This window comes from Mesorhizobium sp. 113-1-2, from assembly GCF_016756475.1.
Taxonomy (GTDB): Bacteria; Pseudomonadota; Alphaproteobacteria; order Rhizobiales; family Rhizobiaceae; genus Mesorhizobium; species Mesorhizobium loti_C.
Genome location: NZ_AP023242.1, coordinates 5,868,145 through 5,889,550 on the forward strand (window position 1 = coordinate 5,868,145; position 21,406 = coordinate 5,889,550).

Genomic DNA, 21,406 nt, shown 5'->3' on the forward strand with positions numbered 1-21,406 from the left:
GTTATTGTCTGCCCTAATGGAGATCGTTCTACCTCCATTCGAAAAACTATCAACCGAAATAGGCTGGCAGAACCTCATTTGTAGGGCCATCCATGCGCACACGGCCATGCTCCATCCACAGGATGCGGTTGCAATTCTTTTGCAGCAGCTCGCGCGAGTGGCTGGCAAGGACAAGGATCTTCGTCGTCTCCACGATCTCGCGCAGCCGCTTGTCGGCCTTGTGCTTGAAGTCCTCGTCGCCGGTCGAAAGCCATTCGTCCATGACCAGGATTTCCGGCCGGATCGCCGTCGAGGTCGAGAACGCCAGGCGTAGCTGCATGCCCGACGAATAGGTCCGGAACGGCATGTCAAGAAAATCGCCCAGTCCGGTGAACTCGGCGATGCCATCGAATTGCTCGCGCAATTCGTTTGGCCGCATGCCCATCATCGCCGCCCGCAGCCTGATGTTCTCGCGGCCCGTCGCTTCCGGGTCGATGCCCAGCGAGATGTTGATGAGCGACACGCATTCGCCGTGGATTTCCGCCGACCCGCTCGTCGGCCTGTAGATGCCCGACAGCACGCGCAGCAGTGTCGTCTTGCCGGAACCGTTGTGGCCGACGAGGCCGATCCGGTCCCCCTCGTTCACCGAAAAACTCACATCCTCCAGTCCGCGCACGATGACATGGCCATCGACCCGACGGTCGATCGCGCCGCCCGTGGCCACGCTCAGCACCCTGTTCTTGAGAGAGCGGCTTGCCGCGTTGAAGACCGGAAATTCGACCGAGACGCCGGCCAATATGATGGAAGCCATAGCAGGGATCATAACCAATAGGGGATGCGATGACGATAACGGCCGAACAGCAACAGGGCGGCCGTCCAGCCAACGATCGCAAACACGATGCAGGCCATCCAGCTCGTCGCGGACGGGAGCTCGCCCAGCAGCGGGTCGCGCACGACACTGAGGAGATGGTAGAAGGGATTGAGTTCCAGCAACAACCTTGAAATGCCCTCGGGCAGCGTTCGCGTCATCCACATCACCGGGGTCAGGTACATGATGACCTGCAGGAGGTTCTGCATCACCTGCGTCATGTCGCGGTAGCGTGCGCACAGCACACCCAGGATCAGCATGATCCAGAGCAGATTGAGCGACAAAATGACAAAGCCGGGCAGCGCCAGGATAATGTGCCAGGATGGCATGCGCGCGACGGCCAGCAGGACGAGCGGGTAGATGAGAATGTTGTGGCCCAGAATGATGGCGTTGCGGTAGAGCACGCGCAACACATGGGTGAACAGCGGCATGCGCACCTGAAGGATGATGCCCTCGGCCCCGATAAAGGCCATGCATCCCTCGTTGATCGACGACGAAATGTACCCCCAGAAGATCAAGCTGACGCAGATGTAGGGGAGAAACTCCTGCATCGGCGTGCGAAAGAGCGTGCCGAAGACGAAGCCGAGCGCGCCGATCAGCACGCCCATGTTGATGGTCAGCCAAAACGCTCCGACCCGCGAGCGCCGGTAGCGCTGGGCCACATCCTGCCAACTGAACGTCGTCGCAAGGTGGTGTTTCTTCAGCGCGGCTCTTATGTCGGCGACCGCCTCTGCGAAGACGCCTGTCTTAGTCGGCAGCATATGTCGAGATGTCCCGATCGTGTGTTCTGCCCAGGCCCGGCTGTGTGCGAAAGGTTCGATACATTATTGCCCTGGGCACATCAAGTTACGGTCTAATCGTATGAGATCGCCGTTCTTGTCTAACCAGGGGGCTAACCGCTTGCGGATATCCGCCAAAACATCAGGCTTCGTATTGAACTGGTTGCGGTCTGAGATATGTCGACGGTGGAAAAAAGTCTCTTCGTCATAGTAAGTCCACCCGCCATCGACGACCTGGCGCTTCTTGCTCTCGATTTCCTTCAGGAGGTGCGAAACACGGCGTTTGCTCAAATTGTGGCAATCCTTGGCCCATTCCAACAGGCTGTAGTCCGGACAAACATAACGGCCGACTTTCCATGTTGAGAGAAGCCTTCGATTCTCAATCTCGTCCATACTGAGGATGAGCGAGTACGCCGCTATGCGTTCATAGAGGCGCATCCACGGCAGCATCACCGTATCGACCACGTGCGCAGGTTCTCCTCCGAACGTGTTTAGCCACGAGAGAACCGCGCTTTCGGGTTTTCGAATGGTACAGATCGATTTTACCGCGCCGCTCCGCAACAAGGAGAGCAACTCATCGTCAGCATCATGCGCCTTGTAGATCGCATGGGCAGTCTCGTTTGACGTAAACTGTGCGCGTCTGTCGGAAGTGACCGAAGCAACACTACCTCTCCGTGACAGGGCCCGCCTGACAACGTTGAAGGAGTAGGTGGATCCGCTACGCGGCATTCCCGCAATGAAAATCAGCATCCTTGTCACGCAGTTTGATGGCCAACCAAGTCGACCGATCCTAGAAACCACAAGAAATAATGATTTCAGCCTTCTGTCGTATTTCCACCTTCCCGAAACCGGCGATATCCTTGAAAACCCTCTCTATATTATCTCGATCTCGGGGAACGGAAAAATAAACCTCCCGCCATCAGCGAGGTATTCGCGTTCGCGACGCAGGATACCGTCCTTGAAATGCCAAGGCAGGACCAGAAAATAGTCCGGCTCCATCGCGCGCGCCTCGGCTTCAGAAATGATCGGTATGTGCGTCCCAGGGGTCATGCGGCCAAACTTTTCCGGATTGACTTCGGCGATGGCCGGGATCTCGGCTTGTGTGAAGCTGCAGAATTGCAGGACGACATTGCCCTTGGTCGAAGCGCCGTAACCCAGCACTTTCTTGCCGTCGGCCACGAGTGTCCTGATAAGACGTGACAGATCGTCCTTGTGCCGGAACACGCGCTCCTCGAAGTCGCGAAAGGGCCGCGGCGTGGCAAGGCCCATGCGGTCTTCCTGTTCCAGCAGCCAATCGATAACCGGCTGATCGGGTCTGAGGCTTGTGTTGCCCTTGTGCGTGGCCGTGACCGCGAAACTGCCGCCGTTGATGTTGTTCATGACGACGTTGACGACCTTGAGACCAGCCGCCTCCAAAATCTTGGCCACAACGCCGAGGGAATAATACTCGATGTGCTCATGGCAAATCGTGTCATAGGAGTTGAGGCGAAGCATGGATGGCATGTAGCTTTGCTCGAAATGCCAGATGCCGTCTTCGGCAAGGACCTCGGCCACCTGACGCGCGAAGGCGATGGGATCCTCAAGATCGTAGAACATCGCAATGGATGTCACGATCTTGGCCCGCTTTTGTGAAATGCTCCGATAGGCTTCGGCAGAGAAAAAGTCGGGCACCAGTTTCACGTCGTCCGGATAATACTGCGCAAACTTCCGGCCCGTCGGATCGATGCCGATTCGAGTCAAACCCGCCGTCGAATAGGCCATGAGGGTCGTGCAATCGTTGCTCCCGATGTCGAGAACGACGTCACCGCCGCGTGGCGAAGCAAGCCTCTCCAGGAAACGAACCTTGTTCGTCAAATGATCGACCATCGACTGGTTGAGACCCGAGCGATAGCCGTAATTGTCGCCGTACATTTCGCTCGGCTCATAGGAATGTTTCAGCTGCAGAAGACCGCTGGAGGCAGACCAGACCAGCTCGAGCGGCCCTCGGGTCACGGGTTCGGACGCCGATTTGGGAAACACTCCGGTGAGCGCCTGCTCGCCGAGATTGAGCACTGTGACGAGATCCTTGTCCTTGCCGACACGGCAGGTCTCGATGGCGTGATACCTTACCTCGTTCATGAATTCTGACTCTTCTCCCAATTTGTTGGTGAAAGGGTATTGATTCAAAGTGCATCGACTGCAGTTCTCTACGCTTGGGCCACCCGTGCGCGGCAATCCTTCAGAACCGCGGCAAGGGCCTCCTCGAAGGGATGCTCCGGCACCCAGCCAAGACGCGTTCGGGCGCGGGTCGCATCCCCCACAAGGGAGGGCAGATCACTCGGTCGCAGCCGCAGCGGATCTTGTTCGGTGACGATCTTGACACTGCTTCGCGCCAAGAGCTGGTCCAAAATATCCCCCATCCGCCAAGAGATGCCAGATGCGACATTGAAGATGGTGTTTGGCTGGAGACCGTCGCTGTTCAAGGCGACACGCGCATAAGCACTGGCGACGTCCCGCGCGTCCAGGAAATCCCGCTCCGCGTCTAGATTGCCGACGCGAATGACCGGGGGCGCCAAGCCTGCTTCAATCCGCGCGACCTGCATGGCGAAGGCAGGTACGGCAAATGCCTCGGTTTGCCCTGGACCGGTGTGATTGAAGGGGCGCATTCGAATGCATTTAAGGCCGTGACGGGAAAGCGCACCCAAGGCGAGATCGGCCGCGGCCTTGGTCACGGCATAGTCGTCCATCGGTGCAAGCAGTGCATTTTCGTCAACCGGCCGGCCAGCTTTTGCGGTCTCGCCATAAACCAGACCCGACCCGACATAGATCAACCAACATTCCGGCGCCTCGTCGAGAATGGCATGGGCCACGTTGAGCGCGCCCTGGACGTGGATGCGCCAAGTGTTTTCAGGGTCAGCCTGGGCGGCGCCAAGGGCGGCGACGGCGGCCAGATGGACAAGGTGCGTCGGCTTGTGACGAGCAACAGCCTCACGAACAGCAGCCCTGTCCGTCACGTCGAGCGCTCCGATTTGACCAAATACGGGATGCGGTCCTCCGTCCTTGGAGGTCGCAACAACCGTCATGTCGCGACCGCAGATGCGGCGCAACGCGTCATGGACATAGGGACCGACAAAGCCCCGCGCGCCCGTGATCAAAACCCGCATGCCGACCTCGCTAACCGCGCCTCAAAGGTGTCGGTCACGTCTTACACGCTCAAGGTCGGCTTCGACCATCTCAATCACGAGTTCCTTGAGGCTCGTCTTTGCCTCCCAGCCCAACTTCTCTTTGGCCTTGGTCGGATTGCCATGCAGAACTTCGACTTCCGCAGGCCGCAGGAAGCGCTCGTCGATAGAAACGTGATCCTCCATATTGAGACCGGCATGTTCGAAGGCGAGCTTGCAGAAGTCCCGAACCGACACGGTCTTGCCCGTGGCGACCACATAGTCGCTTGCTGTGTCTTGCTGCACCATCAGCCACATGGCTTCGACATAGTCGCGTGCGTGGCCCCAGTCGCGCTTGGCGTCCAAATTGCCGAGCGCCAGCTTTTCCTGCAGTCCAAGCTTAATGCGGGCGACAGCGTCGGTAATCTTGCGGGTGACGAATTCGATGCCGCGCAGGGGCGATTCATGATTGAAGAGAATGCCGCTCGACGCGTGCAGCCCAAAGCTCTCGCGATAGTTGACCGTCATCCAATGTGCATAGAGCTTGGCCGCAGCATAGGGAGAGCGCGGATAAAACGGGGTCTTTTCCGACTGGATCGGTTCCTGGATCAGCCCGAACATTTCCGAAGAGGATGCCTGGTAGAAACGGGTTTCGGGACACGTTATCCGCACCGCTTCCAGCACGTTGGCTGCGCCGATGCCCGTCACGTTGCCAGTCAAAAGCGGCTGTTGCCAAGACGATTTGACGAAGGACTGGGCGGCAAGATTGTAGACTTCGGCCGGGCGAACGTCCTGGAGTACCCGGATGAGGCCGGAGAGATCCGTCAGATTGCCGTCGTGAAGCACGATCTTGTCGGCAATGCCAAGCCATTTCAGCCGTGAACCGACCACATCGGCCGAGGCGCTACGCCGCAAAAGGCCGTGGACCTCGTATCCCTTCTCAAGCAGGAACTTCGAGAGATAGGCTCCATCCTGCCCGGTCACGCCGGTGATAAACGCTGTTTTGGAATTCATGGTGAACCTGTCCCTACCTTCTTGATCGCTATTTCAGGAAATGCAAACCGTCTGCCCAAAAACGCAAAACGTACCCAATTCGCAGATGTGCCCGATGGGTTGTCTTCGGATCACGCGCGGCCATAGACATCATCGAACCGCACGATATCGTCTTCGCCAAGATATTCCCCGCTCTGCACTTCGATCATGACGAGCGGAAGAATGCCGGGATTTTCGAGGCGGTGCTTGTGGCCGCAGGGGATATAGGTGGACTGGTTTGTCGCCAGCAGGATTTCACTCTGGCCGTTGACGACCTTCGCAGTCCCGCTCACCACCACCCAGTGCTCGGAGCGGTGATGATGCGCCTGAAGGCTGAGCCGCGCGTTCGGCTTTACCTCGATGCGCTTGATCTTGAAGCGCGGACCTTCCTCCAGGACGGTATAGGTACCCCATGGACGATGCACGGTGCGGTGCACGGTTGCCGCCTCATGCCCCTCCGTCTTGAGGCGATTGTAGAGATCCTTGACCTCCTGCGCCTTATCCTTGTGGGCGATAAGAAGCGCATCCGGCGTGTCGACGATCAACAGATCCGAGACGCCGACAAGCCCCACAAGCCGGTCTTCGCTGTGCACGTAACAGTTCGTCACGCCATGGAGCATTGTCTCCCCGGTCGTGCGGTTGCCGCTGTCGTCGGCTGGAACAAGCTTCGAAAGAACGTTCCATGAGCCGATATCGGACCAATCGAAACTGCAGGGCACGAAACCTACGTTCTTCGCTTTCTCCATGACCGCATAGTCGATGGAAACAGCAGGAACGGCGGCGAACCCATCCCTGTCTATCTCAACAGTGGTGCGGTCCGCGGCATCGCTTGTCCTGGCTTTATCGAGCGCCGTGCGCGCATTGGACAACACATCCGGACACAGTTCCTGCATCGCGGCGATCATCGAGCGGGCCGCAAAACAGAACATGCCCGAATTCCAGAAGAAACGACCGCTGGCGATAAATTGGGCCGCTCGTTCCGCATTCGGCTTTTCCACGAACCGAAGGACCGTATCTCCCTCGGCCTCGATATAGCCAAACCCGGTTTCAGGGCTTTCGGCCTTCATGCCAAACGTCACGATCCGTCCCGTGGCCGCGATCGCCGCCGCCTTCGCCACGGCCGCGCCAAAGCCGGCTTCGTCCAGGATCAGGTGATCGGCAGGCAGCACAACCAGAACCGCGTCTGGATTGTCGCGCGCGACCTGCAACGCGGCGAGCGCGACCGCGGCCGCCGTGTCACGACCGAAAGGCTCCAGCAGGAACGTGTTCTTTACACTTGGCGCCGCCACCTCCGCATACTCGTCCGCCGTCAGGAACAGCAGATCGCGGTTGGTGACCGTCACAATTTGATCGACGCCTGCAAGTCCGGCCGCGCGGGCGTAGGTCCTGCGAATGAGGGTTCCCCCTCCCGGCAAGGGAATAAAGGGTTTTGGGTGCAACGCACGAGAAATAGGCCAGAGGCGGGAACCGACACCGCCACTTATGATGACAGGAACGATATTGGTCAAACTTCAGCTTTCCAGGATTTGAGTTCGGCCGAGGTCAAGACCCCAACCGAGCAATTCGTCTGCGCGGGATTCTGTCTTTGCCTCGATGTAGCATCGCAATTCGGGCGCGTTGCCGGACGCACGGAAGTGAACAACCTCTCCGTTGCGGGCGGTGATACGCACGCCGTCGCGATTGTCAATATAAGCGACGCCCCCGAGAACCTCGAAAAGAGTTCCGGTATAGACGGCATCCGTCGCCAGTCTTTTGAGGAAAGACGCGCTGTCTTCCGCCGAGACGCCTTCAAGCCGGCCGCTCGTCGCGGCGAGGAATCCGAAACCGGCCGCGATCTCGGCGAGCGGGCGACCTGTCGCCGCAATCGTTGACAGCGCACAGAGAATTGGCAGCAGCGAATCCCGGGTCAGCAAGGCTGCGAGCGTGCGGCCATCCTTCTCGACGGATGAACCCAGAAGAACGCCGCCATTGGCTTCGAAGCCCACGACGCATTTCGCCCCTTGAGCGAGGGCCGTGCCGATGCCTTCGATGACATAGGGCGAGCCTATGCGTGTGCGCAGCACCGTCGCGAAATGCCCGCAGCGCTCCAGGGCAGAATTGGAACTGACCGGCGTGACGATGCAGTCGGCATCCAGAAAACGCGCCGTGATCGCGCCGATCAGGTCGCCGCGCACGAAACTGCCATGTGCATCCGCCACAAGCGGCCGGTCGCCATCGCCGTCAGCGGACACGATGGCATCGAACGGCTCCGTCGCCGCCCAGCCTTTGAGAAGCGATAGATCCTCTTGCCTGAGCGCTTCGGTATCCACCGGAATGAAATGGGCGGACCTGCCCAGGGGAACCGCCTCCGCCCCCAACGCACAAAGCATATCGACAATAATGTCCCTTGCCACGGACGAATGCTGGTAGACGCCGACGCGGAGACCAGACAGGCTATCCGGCTGGAAGAAGCCAAGAAAATGAGCCCTGTAGCCTGCGGACGGTTCGGAGCCCAGCTGGATGGGTTCAACTGACGGCTCTGGTCGATTGGCGGCCTGCAAGCCTGCGTGGATTGCTACAATCTCAAGCTCATCGCGCTTGTCGATCTCGCCGTCCGCCCGGTAGAATTTGAGCCCATTCCTGTCGTCGGGAATGTGGCTGCCGGTCACCATGATCGCCGGGGCACTTTTGCCGGTGGCATAAAGTGCGAGTGCCGGCGTGGGCAAGGTGCCGCAATCGACCGGCACCAAACCGGCTTCGGCGATCGCAGCATGGACAATCCCCGCAATCTCGGGACTCGACGAGCGAAGGTCACGTCCAACGAGGATCTTGTCGCCCTCGCTCAAGGCACCACGCCCCAAAAGCATGCGTGCGAACGCAATTGTATAGGTGCGCGCCGGAGGTCCCCTGAGCTCGCTGACGAGACCGCGCAGCCCGCTGGTGCCGAACTTTAGAGTCACGGATAGCTACCTTTTTCCAGGAATGCCGCCCCGGCGCGAATTGCGACAAGGCCCCTCACCTGTCGAAGCCTACGACAGCATGAAGGCTGGAGAGCGACACCATCGGACCTCGCGCTACTATAGATCAAAGCCAGCGACCTGATCTTCATATACCGGCAGTTTTTGCTTAGAGACCGCTAATATTACTGGGTACAGCCGGTTCTCATTGCCTCGAGCAAGGAGCATTCCTTTCAAGAAGCTCTCCGTGAATTGCCAAGCCCCCACCTGACACCCAAGTTGCCCGTGCTTAGGTTTCGCGCAATGGCTTGTCAATGTCGGACACGGGACCGAGTTCGATTTCAACACGCTGCAGGGGATTCAGGCTACAGCGACCCTGAGGGCTACGGACCAAGCCTGGCGAGTGGGCAAATCAAGCGTCGATTGAAAACTGCGAGCTGTTCACGGACGATCCAGGATGCGGCGCACGACCCGCTCGGTGGATTCTCGCCATTCCGGCGCGCTCCATCCGAATACGGCGGCGAATTTCGCGCTCGACAGCCGCGAATTGGCGGGGCGCCGCGCCTTGGTCGGATAGTCCTTGGTGGCGATATCGCGCACATCAGCCCAGGATCCACCAGACGCCTGGCTTGTATCCAGGATGTGACGGGCAAAGCCGCTCCAGTTGGTCTCGCCCGTGCCAGCCAGATGATAGGTACCGAACGCGCTGACGCTCTTGTCGCCATGCAGCATCGCCGCCGCATGCAGGATGGCGTCGGCGATATCGAGCGCCGAGGTGGGGTTTCCCCACTGATCGGCCACCACCGAAATCTCGTCGCGGTCGGCAGCCAGCCGCAGCATGGTTTTGGCGAAATTCTTGCCGAACGGGCTGTAGACCCAGGCGGTACGGAGGATCAGGTGGCGCGGGCCGGCGGCGGCCACCGCCTGTTCACCGGCGAGCTTGGAGGCGCCGTAAACGCCGAGCGGTGCCGTCGCGTCGGTCTCGAGATAGGGACGAGAAGCGCTGCCGTCGAAGACGTAATCGGTCGAAAGATGGATGATCGGAACACCGAGCCGCGCTGCCGCTTCAGCCACTTTGCCGGCGCCGGTCGCGTTGACCGCAAAGGCCAGGTCGGGCTCGTCTTCTGCCAGATCCACCGCCGTGTAAGCGGCGGCCGACACGACGATATCCGGCTTGGCAAGCGCGATGGCGTCGACGATGGTCTCGGGTCTTGCCAGATCGAGCTCCGGACGGCCGATGGCGACGACCTCCACACCGGCGTGCGCCTGGCCGGCCTCCAGCAGGCTTGCCGCGACCTGGCCGTCGCGTCCGGTGACGACGAGCCTCACGCGCCACCCTTGCGCGCTTCACCCAGCCTCTCACCGGCGTAGCGCTGCTCGCGGATCGGCCCCCACCACCATTTGTTGTCGAGGAACCAGTCCACGGTTCTGGCCAGGCCGCTGTCGAAATTCTCCCTGGGTGCCCAGCCGAGTTCGCGGCCGATCTTGGAGGCATCGATGGCATAGCGGCGGTCGTGGCCGGGACGGTCGGTGACGAAGGAGATCAGCTCGCGATAGCGCTTGCCGCCGCTGCGGGGACGCCTGATGTCGAGCAGGTCGCAGATCGTCTCGACGACGGTGAGGTTCGTCCGTTCCGAATTGCCGCCGACATTGTAGCTCTCGCCCGGCGTCCCCTTGGTGGCCACCAGTTCCAGGGCCCGCGCGTGATCCTCGACGAACAGCCAATCGCGCACATTGGCGCCGGCGCCGTAGACCGGCAGCGGTTTTTCGTCGAGCGCGTTGAGGATAACGAGCGGGATCAGTTTTTCGGGGAAATGATAGGGGCCGTAATTGTTCGAACAGTTGGAGAGCACGACCGGCAGGCCGTAGGTCTCGTGCCACGCCCGCACCAGATGGTCCGAGGCTGCCTTCGAGGCGGAATAGGGCGAGGACGGTGCGTAAGGCGTCTCCTCGACGAACATGCCGCCATCGAAAGGCAGATCGCCGAACACCTCGTCGGTGGAGACATGATGGAAGCGGAAGCGGCTTTTCCGGTCGTCGGCAAGGCCACGCCAATATTCGAGCGCCGCATTGAGGATGCGGTAGGTGCCGACGATGTTGGTCTCGATGAAGGCACCGGGCCCGTCGATCGAACGGTCGACATGGCTCTCGGCGGCGAGGTTCATGACGATGTCGATATCGTCACGGCGCAGTATGTCCAGCACCGCCCGCTCGTCGCAGATATCGGCATGGGCGAAGCGATAATTATGCGCGTTCTCGATCTGGCGCAGCGAGGCCAGGTTGCCGGCATAGGTGAGCTTGTCGAGATTGGTCACCCGGTAGGCCGGATTGGCGCACAGATGCCGGCACACCGCCGAACCGATGAAGCCAGCCCCGCCTGTCACCAGGAAATTCATGCCGCTATCCTCATCAGGCAAACACTTCGGCGTCGGCAAGTAACGGCGCCTTGAGGTCCTTGTCCGAAAGCTGAAACCCGCCAGCCAGCGAAGGCCATTCGATACCGATGGCGGGATCGTCGAAACGGATCGAGCGTTCATGCTCGGGCGAATAGGTGTCGGTGACCTTGTAGAGCACCTCGGTGTCGGGCACGAGCGTCACAAAGCCATGTGCGAAGCCCCTTGGCACCAGAATCTGGTTGCCCTTTTCGGCCGAGATCTCGTGAGCCATCCATTTCCCAAAGCTTTTCGAACCGTGGCGAATGTCGACACAAACGTCCAGGATTCGACCGCGGATCACACGCAGCAACTTGTCCTGGGTGCGGGGCGCAAGCTGATAATGGAGCCCGCGCAAGACGCCTGCCGCCGCGGAATAGGAATGGTTGTCCTGGACGAAATGCAATTTTATCCCAGCCTGCGCGAAGCGCTCGGCACTATAGGTTTCCATGAAGAAACCACGTGCGTCGCCATGCCGCTTTGGAACAATTTCCAGTACGCCTTCGAGGCCGAGGGACCTGATCTCCAAGGTTCAGCCCTCCGACAGATCGGCAACGCGCCGGCGCAGATAGGCGGCATATTCGTTTTTTCCCAACCGGGTTGCGCGTTGCAGCACTTGCTCTGCCGTCAGCCAGCCCTGCTCGAAGGCGATCTCCTCAGGACAAGCGACCTTGATGCCTTGCCGATGTTCGATCGTGCGCACGAAGGAAGACGCGTCGTTCAGACTGTCATGGGTCCCTGTGTCGAGCCAGGCATAGCCGCGCCCCAGCCGGTGCACATGCAGCAGGCCGCGATCAAGATAGGCGTTGTTGACCGCCGTGATCTCGAGCTCGCCGCGGGCGGAAGGTTGAATGGACGAAGCGATGTCGACGACGGTGTTGTCGTAGAAATACAGCCCTGTGACGGCCCAGTTGGATCTCGGCTTTTGCGGCTTTTCCTCGATGGTGAGCGCGGTTCCGGTGGCCTTGTCGAAGGATACGACACCATACCGTTCAGGATCATCGACGCGGTAAGCGAACACCGAAGCGCCGGTGTCGCGCGCAGCGGCGGTGCGGCAAAGCTGCGACAGCCCGTCGCCAAAATAGATGTTGTCGCCCAGGATCATCGACACACTGTCCTTGGCGATAAAGTCGCGGCCGATGATGAAAGCTTCGGCAAGCCCATTGGGGTGCGGCTGCTCCGCATAGGAGATATCCAGCCCAAAATCCGATCCGTCGCCGAGCAATTCACGGAAAACGGGCAGATCTCGCGGCGTCGAAATAACCAGGATCTCGCGAATTTCCGCGAGCATCAGTACGCTCAGCGGATAGTAGATCATCGGCTTGTCGTATACCGGGAGAATTTGCTTGGAGACTGCTAGCGTCAGCGGATAAAGGCGTGTTCCACTACCTCCCGCAAGGATAATTCCTTTCAAGAAGCTCTCCCTGACATGCCCAAATCCCCTCGGCAGCAGTGGTAGCCATACTACACCTGGAAAAAGCTGCTGCCAGCCCCGGCTTATATCCTAGAGTCGTTACCAAAATACGCCTGGTACCACTCGACGAACCGCCCTACCCCTTCGGACACGGACGTGCCGGGGCGATAGCCGACGGCGTCTTGCAGAGCCGAGGTGTCGGCGAAGGTGTCCGGCACGTCGCCGGCCTGTAGCGGCAAGAGCTCGATGATGGCCTTGCGGCCGAGCGCGTCTTCCAGCGCCTCGACATAGGCGGTCAGCTTCACCGGATTGTTGTTGCCGATGTTGAAGATGCGCCAAGGCGCGATGCTCGTTGCCGGGTCCGGATGGCCGGAATCCCAGGCAGGGTTGCCGGCGGCAGGACTGTCGCTGGCTCGGATCACGCCTTCGGCGATGTCATCGATATAGGTGAAGTCGCGCGTGTGGTTGCCGTTGTTGAACAGCTTGATCGGCTCGCCGGCCAGGATGCTCCTGGTGAACAGGAACAGCGCCATGTCGGGACGCCCCCAGGGGCCGTACACCGTGAAGAAACGCAGCCCCGTGGTCGGCAGCCCGAACAAATGGCTGTAGCTGTGTGCCATCAGCTCGTTGGCGCGCTTGGTCGCGGCGTAGAACTGCAGTGGATGATCGGCCGGACGATGCTCGGAAAACGGCATGTCGGTGTTGGCGCCGTAGACGCTCGAGGTGCTGGCATAGGTCAGGTGCGCAATGCCGCCATTGCGGCAAGCCTCCAGCATGTTGGTGAAAGCGATGATGTTGCTTTCGACATAGGCGCGCGGGTTCTCCAAGCTGTAGCGCACCCCGGCCTGGGCGGCGAGGTGGATCACGCGGTCGAAGGCGTGGTCGGCAAAGCAGCCGTCCACGATGCCCCTGTCGGCAAGATTGCCGTGGATGAAATGATAGCCGGAATTGGTGCTTCGGCTTGTCTCGGCAAGCAGCCGCAGCCGCGCCTGCTTGAGCGCCGGATCATAGTAATCGTTGACGCTGTCGATGCCGACAACCTGGTCGCCACGCTGCAGAAGCCGCCTGGCGACATGATAGCCTATGAAGCCGGCGGCGCCGGTGACCAGAACCTTCATCGGAAGCGTCCGCTTTCGGGAATGGACCCCTGACGTCTACGGTACGCCAAGCTTGCTGCAGATCTCAGGAGCGCTTCAGCAGCGACCACACGGCCGGCACAAGGCTGGCCGCCAGCGCAACCTTGATCAGGTCGCCGACGATGAACGGCACGACGCCGAACTGCCAGGACTTCTCCGGGCCGATGAGCAGCGCCAGCCAGGCAAAGCCCATCGCCATCATCACCACTTCGGCAACCAGCATCGCGTTGAAAAGCTTGATCGGGTGGCGATCCCAGCCGCGATCGGCGGCCCAGCCGACAATCGCTGCCATGACCACGAAGCCCGCGAGATAGCCACCCGTCGGGCCGACCATGTAGGCAAGGCCAATGCCCTTCTCAGGCGTGCCCTGGAAGACCGGGAAGCCCATCGCACCTTCCGCCATGTAGAGCAGCAGAGTGGCGACGCCGAGGCGCATGCCGAAGGCGGCGGCGATCAAGAGGACGGCGAGCGTCTGCATCGAGATATCAACGGGCCCCAGTACAACCTTGGTCTTGGCCGACAGGGTCAAAAGCAGCGTTCCGGCGATCGCCAGGAAAAGCTGCGTTGCCAGTCGCGCCGCGCCTTCTTGCGGCAAAGCCAGAGAAACAAGTGGGCGCATCGTCGTTGCAGTTGCCATGGTCTTCCCCAATCCGGTCTGTCGCGATCCGATAATCGCGGTCTCAGCGTTTTCCTATATTGGCTTGCGTGCTATGCGGCAATCGGTTTTGCCGTTGCGGGAACAATGTGCCGATATGGCTCTCAAATTCGATACCAGCTTCGATCCGCACTACGGCCAGGGCGTGAACGTGGCGCCGGACGTGCAGCGCGTCACGGTCCGGAATCCCAGCCCCTTCACCTTTCACGGCACCAACAGCTATGTCGTAGGGCGCGACACGCTGGCGGTGATCGATCCCGGGCCGGAAGACGAGGCACATCTTCAGACCTTGCTCGACGTGATCACCGGCAGGCCGGTCAGCCATATCTTCGTCAGCCACACGCATCGCGACCATTCCCCGCTGGCGGCCCGGCTGAAGGAGCGCACCGGGGCTTTGGTGATGGCGGAGGGGCCGCACCGGCCGGCAAGGCCGTTGCATATTGGTGAGACCAATTCGCTCGACGCCAGCGCCGATACCGCTTTCATTCCCGACATCGCGCTGCCTGACGGTTCGTTGGTCGCCGGCGACGGCTGGGCGATCCGCGCGGTTCTCACCCCCGGCCACACCGCCAATCATGCGGTGTTCGCGCTGGACGGAACCGGCATCCTGTTTTCAGCCGATCATGTGATGGCGTGGGCGACGTCCATCGTCGCGCCGCCGGACGGGGCAATGGCCGACTACATGGCATCCCTGGACAGGCTGATCGCGCGAGACGACAGCCTGCTGCTGCCTGGCCATGGCGGGCCGGTGACGAAGCCGCGCGCTTTCATGCGCGGGCTGAAGACGCATCGCAAGATGCGCGAGCGGGCTATATTGGAGCGGGTCAGGGCCGGCGACCGGACGATTCCCGACATGGTCAAGGCAATCTATCGCGACACCGACCCCCGGCTGCATGGCGCCGCCGGACTGTCGGTGCTTGCCCATCTCGAGGATCTGGTGGCGCGCGGCATGGTGTCGACGGACGCCGCTGCCGCCATCGACGGCATTTTCACGCCGGCTCGATAGGCCGAGACTCCGCCACGACCTTGCACTGCCCTTCCCTCAGAACCGGCTGGACCGCTCTTCCGGTTGAGGCGACTTCAAACCCTGGCAGGAGCATTCCGGATTGGCCGGAAGTCGTGCGGCGGTCTCCAGCGCGACCCGCGAGGCCGTCATGGACAGGTTCGGCAACACGTCCTCCTGCAGCAATTGCTGGCGATTGCGGTCCATATAGTCGTTGAAGCCTGCCGTCACGAACGCGCAAGGCACGAAACACGCGCCGATCTCTCGCGACAAGGTGGCCTCGGGGGCGATCGAATGGTTGAGCACATCCGCCCCCATGCTGCGGAACGCCAGGGCCTCGGCCGGGCTCGTCAGCCGCGGTCCGTAACAGTGGGCGGCCACCAATTGCTGTTCGATGCCATGAACACGGCATTCGGCCGGCCAATGACGGCGGGCGGTCTCGACCAGAACCGCCGCGCATCTTGGACATACGATCTGCTTGCCCGAGCAGTCGAAGCTCTGGCGGCCGGGAAGCAGCGAAAACGGGGTCTGCGTCAGTTCGATGATATCGGCGTTCACCACCATGTCGCCGGGCTTGATCGCCTTGTTGACGGCGCCAATGGTCGAGCAGGACAGGACTTGCCGTACACCCGCTTGCATCAACACCCAGAACGCGCGGCGATGGCAGGAATGGTCGATATGGTCGCGAGGATTGCCGTGCGAATACATGCACAAGGCGCGTTTCGTTTTGCCTTCGGCGGTCATCGACGCATCGAACTCGAGCAGCTTCCAGTTGTCGGTGCGGCCGAAAGGCGTTTCAAAACTCATGTCGCGCTGCAAGGTGCGCACGCCATCGACCTGGACATCCTCCGGGAAGGCGAGCCCCCAGTTTGCCGACCCGGTGATGATCGCCAACCCCACCTGGGGTATGTCAGGCGGTTGATCCGTCAGTTCGGCGGTTGCGTGATGATTGGCAGGCATGTTTCCAGTCCCGGTCAGGATTTTTGGCGAAGGGTCACGATCAGGACGGCGACCACGACGATGGCGGTCCACAAGGTCGAGATCGCCGCGATGGTCGGATCGATCTGATCGCGTAGCGACAGGAACATGAGCTTCGGCAGGGTGCTGTTGCGACCACTGGCGATGAAGATCGAAATAACGGACTCGTCGAGCGACGTCAGGAAGGCCATCAGTGTCGCCGACAACAGGCTGATTTGAAGTTGCGGAACGATTATTCCGCCGATGGCCCTCGCCCAGTCCGCGCCAAGGCTGCGCGCCGCCTGGACCTGGTTCCAGTCAAACCGGGCCACGGCGGGCAACAGCACAATGCACGCCACCGGAATGGCCAGCACCACATGTCCGACCAGCACGCCGAACAGCGTTCCGACCAGGCCTTGCGCCGCCAGCACGAAGAAGAGGCCGATCGCAAGCAGGATTCCCGGGACGACGGAGGGGGCGAGCAGAACGCTTTGAATGGCTGAGGCGGTCTTTCCGCCAAGCCGGTTCATCGAGATGCAGGCCAGCAGCCCTAGGGGGACCGCGATCATCGCCGTCAAACTCCCAAGGATCAGGCTCGTCCTGAGTCCGGCCATCCATGTCGCCGAACCGAAGAAATTCTCGTACCAGCGCAGCGAGTATGCACGCGGCGGAAATTCCAGAAGATCCGACGCCGAAAAGGAGAGCGGCACGACCACCAGCGTCGGCAACATCAAGAACGCCATCGCAAGCGCGGAAAAGCCCCACAGGAGGATGCGGGCCAGCCTGTTGTCCGGATAGGCTTCAAGCATGGACCGCACCGACTTTGTTGCGCGCCACCAGTCGCCGCGCCGCCAGGAACATCACACCGATCAGCGCCATGAGAACGAGCAGCAGAATGCCCAGGACGCTCGCCGAACCCCAGTCCTGAAAGGTCGACAGCGTCCGCTCTATCCGGATGGAGAGAGGATTTACCTTGCCGCCGCCAAGCACCGCCGGCGTGATGAAAAAACCTATTGTGTAGATGAAAACGATCATCGAACCCGAGAAGATGCCGCCGGCCGAAAGGGGCAGGATGACGGTGCGGATCACCTGCCCGAGCGTGGCTCCCATGCTCGCCGACGCGCGAACAAGGTTGGCGTCGATATCGCGCATCGCGGCATAAACGGGCAGCAGGAAGAGCGGCAGCATGTAATGGACCATGCCGATCAGCGTTCCGGTGAAGTTGTAGACCAGCGGCAATGGTTCCGCTGTCAGGCCCGAGCCCGTCAGAGCCGCGTTGATCAGGCCATCGCGCCGCAACAGCACCAGCCAGCCATAGGTGCGCACCAGAATGGAGGTCCACAACGGCAGCATGACGAAGGCCATCAGCAAATTGGCCACCCTTGGCCTGGCGCTGGCCAGAGCGAGCGCCAGGGGGGTGCCGAGAAGGATGCAGAACGCCAGCGTCCCCAAGGACAACTCGACGGTCGTTATGAGGGCCGACCATGTCAGCCCACTCGAAAGCACCTTCTCATAATTGCCGACAGTGTACTCGCCCCCCGTGGTCAGGAAGGATTGCCGGATTATCCAGAGGATGGGCAGTATCGCCGCCAGTCCGACGATGAGAAGCGCCGGTAGCGAAAGCGCAAGGAAGAACCGACGCTCGCTTCGCGCATCGGCGGCGAGCGCGGGATCGGCGGCGATGGTCACGCTATCGCTCCCGGTATGGCGTGAACTTTCGCTGCCGATGCATACACGGTCACCCGCTGACCGGTGGCAAGCTCGGCGCAGCCGCCGGCAAGTGCCGACGGGATGCAGACAAGAACCTCTTGCCCACCCTCAGGTGCCAGCGTCAAAAGCCAGTTCTCGCCGCGAAACGCCTTGGCGTGCAGCATTCCTTCGAGCGCCACTGCGTCTGGCCCAGCGAGCTTCGCATCCAGATGGAAGCTTTCCGCGCGGATCATAAGGGTCTCGTGTGATGCATCGCCGCCGCCGATTGTGCGCACTGAGCCCGGGGCCAGAATATTGGCCTCGCCCATGAACTGCGCGACAAAGCGGGTCGATGGACAATCATAAATTCGCTGCGGCGTATCGATCTGCTGGATGCGGCCGGAATTCATCACCGCAACCCGATCGGACATGGTCAGCGCCTCGCGCTGGTCATGCGTCACATAGATCGTGGTGATCCCCAGATCATCGTGCAGACGCCTGATCTCGTACTGCATGGTTTCGCGCAGATTCCTGTCGAGGGCCGACAGCGGCTCGTCCATCAACATCACGCGTGGTTCGAAGACGATGGCCCGCGCCAGCGCCACCCGCTGGCGCTGGCCGCCGGACAGCGCGGCAATGTTGCGCTCCGACAGACCTTCCAGCTTCACGCGGGCCAAGGTGTCCAGCGCCCGCTTGCGGGCCTCCGCTTTCGGCGTCTTGCGCAGCGCCAACGGATATTCGACATTCGCCAGGACGTTCATGTGGGGAAACAGGGCATAGTTCTGGAACACGATGCCGATGTCGCGCTTGTTGGGGGCCAGGCGGGTGATGTCCCGATCCCCCAACAGGAGCTTGCCGGAATCGGGCCGGACAAACCCGGCCAGAGCCATGAGCAAAGTGGTCTTGCCCGACCCGGACGGCCCGAGCAAAGTGAGGAATTCGCCAGCCTGGACATCGAGCGAGACATCGTCCAGCGCGACGTAGGACCCATAGGCCTTGCGCACGCTGTCGATGGTGATGGGGAGCGACTTCATGATGGGCTCGAACGTCTAGGGCTGATGCACCATAGACTCAGCGGCTCATCATTTCATCGAAAGCCTTTTGGGCAGCCTCACCGTTCTTGACCCACCAGTCGGCGTTCGAAAACACCGAAGTGCCGGCGTTTTCAGGCGCTGTCGCCAGGGTCTTCAGACGATCTTCGGGGATAAGACCACCCGCATAGCCGGCAGGATTGACCGGACCATAGGCGATGAAGTCGGTCAGCTTCGCAACCCGTGCGGGTTGCGTCATCGCCGCGATGAGCTTCATGGCCGCTTCCTTGTTCGGCGCTCCCTTCGGCACCCCAAGGCAATCCGTCCCGATGACGGACCCTTTGAATGTGTAGTCGACCGCGCCGCCATCCGCCTTCACCGTCTGGGCTCGCCCATTCCAGGTAACGACCAGATCCGCCTCGCCGTCCTTCAGCAACTGCGCCGACTGCGCTCCGGAGGTCCACCACACCGAGACATTCGGTTTGATCGCTTCAAGCCGCTTGATGGCGCGCGCCAGGCCCTCGGGCGTGCTGAGCGTGGGATAGACGTCCGCCGGCGCGACGCCATCAGAGAGCAGCGCGATTTCGATCAAGTCCTGCGCATTGGCGCGCAGCGCGCGACGGCCCGGGAATTTGGCAACGTCCCAGAACTCCGCCCAGGTCTTAGGCGGGCTCTCGCCATAAGTCTTGGTGCTCCACGACATGACGGTGCCGTAGGAGTCGAACGGATAGCAGTAATCGGACTTTGCGCCGGCCGGCACGGAGTTGGGATCGATGATCTTGTAGTCAAGCGGCTCCAGCAGCGACTGTGCGGCCGCCTGCGCGCCTTCCGGTGAGCCGAGGTGGATGATGTCGGTGGTGACCGCGCCCGCGGTGACCTGCATCTTCAGGGCAGCCAGGCCATCGCTCTGCGTCTCCTCGCGGACATCATAGCCAAGTTCCTTTGCGGCAGGGCCCCACATCGCCTCCTTCATGGCCTTGCCGTAGTCGCCGCCCGCGGTCGTGATGGTGACTGATTGGGCATAGACGGGCACGGCAGCCGAGACTGCGATAGCTGTCAGCAAAATGCGTAGTAGCCGGGACATGTGTTCTCCTCCAGGATTCGTCGAGTATCGCCTTAAGTCGGCCTTTTTTCATAATCGTAACGTTACGATTACCGTGAAACACCTCAGAGTCAAGCGGCTTTCAGGCAGGCCCATTAAATTTCATGGCGCCTGGATTTGACCCTCGGGTCGAATCCGGTAACGTTACGATGCCAAGCAAATCAGCCGGCGCTTTCGCGAATGAAGTCGGGCGACATGGCCAATCTAAAACAGATCGCGGCGGAACTTTCCCTTTCGGTGACAACCGTATCGCGTGCTCTGAAGGACGGGCCGGAGGTGCATCCCTCGACCGTGGCGCGCGTCAAGGAAGTGGCGAAGCGGGTCGGATATGTTCCGAACCATCACGGCCGCGCGCTCAAGACCGGACAGACCCTGACGCTGACGGCGGTGCTGCCGATGGAAACACGCGACTACCTGTCGGATCTGGCGAAGCTTCCCTTGATCGAAGGCATGACGCTGGCGGCGCGGCAAGCGGGTTATAGTCTGTCCATCTATTCCACCACGCCCGACGACGATCCCGTCGAAAGCGTGCAGCGCCTGCTTCAGGCGCGCAGCGCGGACGGCCTGATCATCACGCGCATGGTCTCGGGCGATCCGCGCGTCAAGCTGCTACTGGATCAGGAGATACCGTTCGTCGCGTTTGGAAGGACCGACCTGGACGTTGCCTATCCCTATGTCGACATCGACAACGAGCAGATCGCCTATGAGGCGACCCGGCGGCTTATGGACAAGGGCTGTCGACGCATTGCCCTACAACTTCTCGTACAGAAGGATCAGGCGAGCGCCACGCGTCTCGCCGGCTATAGAAGGGCGATGGCCGAGGCCGGTCTCTCGATCGACCAATCGCTGATCGGTGACGGCACGTTCACAATGGAATCGAGCGCGGCCTGGTTCGATCGCCTGCTGGCGTCGTCAGATCCGCCGACGGGCTTGGCATGCGCCAACGAACTGGGCCTTCTGGGTGCGCTGCACGCTCTCGGCAAACGGGGTCTGGTGCCGGGCCGTGACATCCACATCGTCACCCGTGACAACACACATCTGGCGCGCTTCCTGCCGGCGAACATCGACGTTCATTCCGTCGACATGGCGGATGTCGGGCACAAACTTATCGAGGTCCTCGAGAGCCGGATCGCCAATCCGCTTGGACCGGTCGCGACGATCTTGCTGCAAGGCAGGTTCGAGCCGGCCGAATAGTCGGCTCTGAGACTGAAGCCGCATTTGTGCGGCACTGCGCAAATCCGCCTGGTTTCAAG

The 21,406-nt window shown here is 61.0% G+C and carries 21 protein-coding genes; 2 read left to right on the forward strand and 19 right to left on the reverse strand.

The features are described 5' to 3' along the window. Positions 1-49 precede the first annotated feature (49 nt). The 14 genes from JN279_RS28640 to JN279_RS28705 form a co-directional block, all read right to left on the reverse strand. A complete protein-coding gene (locus JN279_RS28640; RefSeq protein WP_096456080.1) occupies positions 50-790 on the reverse strand; it encodes an ABC transporter ATP-binding protein in 741 nt (246 codons plus the stop codon). An 8-nt stretch (positions 791-798) separates the two neighbouring features. Continuing rightward, complete coding sequence (locus JN279_RS28645) at positions 799-1,608, reverse strand: ABC transporter permease (RefSeq protein WP_202350837.1); 810 nt, start codon at positions 1,606-1,608, stop codon at positions 799-801. A gap of 63 nt (positions 1,609-1,671) precedes the next feature. Then, positions 1,672-2,376: a hypothetical protein gene (locus JN279_RS28650; RefSeq protein ID WP_202350838.1), complete on the reverse strand. Its 705-nt coding sequence runs from the start codon at positions 2,374-2,376 to the stop codon at positions 1,672-1,674. Positions 2,377-2,499: 123 nt separating this feature from the next. Continuing rightward, the gene (locus JN279_RS28655) at positions 2,500-3,744 is read right to left on the reverse strand and encodes a class I SAM-dependent methyltransferase (RefSeq protein WP_096456074.1); all 1,245 of its coding nucleotides are present in this window, start codon (positions 3,742-3,744) and stop codon (positions 2,500-2,502) included. Between the two features lie 68 nt (positions 3,745-3,812). After that, positions 3,813-4,769, reverse strand: a complete 957-nt coding sequence (locus JN279_RS28660) for an NAD-dependent epimerase/dehydratase family protein (RefSeq protein WP_096456072.1) — start codon at positions 4,767-4,769, stop codon at positions 3,813-3,815. A gap of 21 nt (positions 4,770-4,790) precedes the next feature. Next, the gene (gene gmd, locus JN279_RS28665) at positions 4,791-5,780 is read right to left on the reverse strand and encodes a GDP-mannose 4,6-dehydratase (RefSeq protein WP_096456070.1); all 990 of its coding nucleotides are present in this window, start codon (positions 5,778-5,780) and stop codon (positions 4,791-4,793) included. A 110-nt stretch (positions 5,781-5,890) separates the two neighbouring features. After that, a complete protein-coding gene (locus JN279_RS28670; RefSeq protein WP_202350839.1) occupies positions 5,891-7,306 on the reverse strand; it encodes a mannose-1-phosphate guanylyltransferase/mannose-6-phosphate isomerase in 1,416 nt (471 codons plus the stop codon). Positions 7,307-7,309: 3 nt separating this feature from the next. Then, the gene (locus JN279_RS28675; RefSeq protein WP_096456068.1) at positions 7,310-8,737 is read right to left on the reverse strand and encodes a phosphomannomutase; all 1,428 of its coding nucleotides are present in this window, start codon (positions 8,735-8,737) and stop codon (positions 7,310-7,312) included. 438 nt (positions 8,738-9,175) lie between these two features. Next, on the reverse strand, positions 9,176-10,063 hold the full coding sequence (rfbD, locus tag JN279_RS28680) for a dTDP-4-dehydrorhamnose reductase (RefSeq protein ID WP_096456066.1): 888 nt from the start codon (positions 10,061-10,063) through the stop codon (positions 9,176-9,178). Then, positions 10,060-11,130 carry a dTDP-glucose 4,6-dehydratase gene (rfbB, locus tag JN279_RS28685; protein WP_096456064.1) on the reverse strand — a complete coding sequence of 357 codons (1,071 nt, stop codon included), beginning with the start codon at positions 11,128-11,130 and terminating at the stop codon, positions 10,060-10,062. The genes rfbD and rfbB overlap by 4 nt, the downstream gene beginning before the upstream one ends. Before the next feature lie 13 nt (positions 11,131-11,143). Continuing rightward, positions 11,144-11,695, reverse strand: a complete 552-nt coding sequence (gene rfbC / locus JN279_RS28690) for a dTDP-4-dehydrorhamnose 3,5-epimerase (protein WP_096456062.1) — start codon at positions 11,693-11,695, stop codon at positions 11,144-11,146. Positions 11,696-11,698: 3 nt separating this feature from the next. After that, on the reverse strand, positions 11,699-12,580 hold the full coding sequence (rfbA, locus tag JN279_RS28695) for a glucose-1-phosphate thymidylyltransferase RfbA (protein ID WP_096456060.1): 882 nt from the start codon (positions 12,578-12,580) through the stop codon (positions 11,699-11,701). An 83-nt stretch (positions 12,581-12,663) separates the two neighbouring features. After that, complete coding sequence (locus JN279_RS28700; RefSeq protein ID WP_202350840.1) at positions 12,664-13,698, reverse strand: NAD-dependent epimerase; 1,035 nt, start codon at positions 13,696-13,698, stop codon at positions 12,664-12,666. A 64-nt stretch (positions 13,699-13,762) separates the two neighbouring features. Beyond that, on the reverse strand, positions 13,763-14,353 hold the full coding sequence (locus tag JN279_RS28705) for a biotin transporter BioY (protein ID WP_202350841.1): 591 nt from the start codon (positions 14,351-14,353) through the stop codon (positions 13,763-13,765). Positions 14,354-14,468: 115 nt separating this feature from the next. Here JN279_RS28705 and JN279_RS28710 point away from each other — a divergent pair, with 115 nt between their 5' ends. Next, on the forward strand, positions 14,469-15,377 hold the full coding sequence (locus tag JN279_RS28710) for an MBL fold metallo-hydrolase (RefSeq protein ID WP_202350842.1): 909 nt from the start codon (positions 14,469-14,471) through the stop codon (positions 15,375-15,377). 36 nt (positions 15,378-15,413) lie between these two features. On the opposite strand, the gene JN279_RS28715 is transcribed toward JN279_RS28710, so the two are convergent. Genes JN279_RS28715 through JN279_RS28735 form a run of 5 tightly spaced genes read right to left on the reverse strand, consistent with a single transcriptional unit; the run spans position 15,414 to position 20,135 of the window. Further along, positions 15,414-16,334 carry a phosphorylase family protein gene (locus JN279_RS28715; RefSeq protein WP_202350843.1) on the reverse strand — a complete coding sequence of 307 codons (921 nt, stop codon included), beginning with the start codon at positions 16,332-16,334 and terminating at the stop codon, positions 15,414-15,416. 14 nt (positions 16,335-16,348) lie between these two features. Next, positions 16,349-17,140, reverse strand: a complete 792-nt coding sequence (locus tag JN279_RS28720) for an ABC transporter permease (protein ID WP_202350844.1) — start codon at positions 17,138-17,140, stop codon at positions 16,349-16,351. Further along, the gene (locus JN279_RS28725) at positions 17,133-18,020 is read right to left on the reverse strand and encodes an ABC transporter permease (protein ID WP_096456050.1); all 888 of its coding nucleotides are present in this window, start codon (positions 18,018-18,020) and stop codon (positions 17,133-17,135) included. Before JN279_RS28725 ends, JN279_RS28720 begins: the two co-directional genes overlap by 8 nt. Beyond that, complete coding sequence (locus tag JN279_RS28730; RefSeq protein ID WP_202350845.1) at positions 18,017-19,054, reverse strand: ABC transporter ATP-binding protein; 1,038 nt, start codon at positions 19,052-19,054, stop codon at positions 18,017-18,019. The genes JN279_RS28725 and JN279_RS28730 overlap by 4 nt, the downstream gene beginning before the upstream one ends. Before the next feature lie 37 nt (positions 19,055-19,091). Beyond that, complete coding sequence (locus JN279_RS28735) at positions 19,092-20,135, reverse strand: ABC transporter substrate-binding protein (RefSeq protein ID WP_202350846.1); 1,044 nt, start codon at positions 20,133-20,135, stop codon at positions 19,092-19,094. Between the two features lie 213 nt (positions 20,136-20,348). On the opposite strand from JN279_RS28735, the gene JN279_RS28740 reads away from it, so the two are divergent. Further along, positions 20,349-21,347, forward strand: a complete 999-nt coding sequence (locus JN279_RS28740; protein ID WP_202350847.1) for a LacI family DNA-binding transcriptional regulator — start codon at positions 20,349-20,351, stop codon at positions 21,345-21,347. The last annotated feature ends 59 nt before the right edge of the window (positions 21,348-21,406 follow it).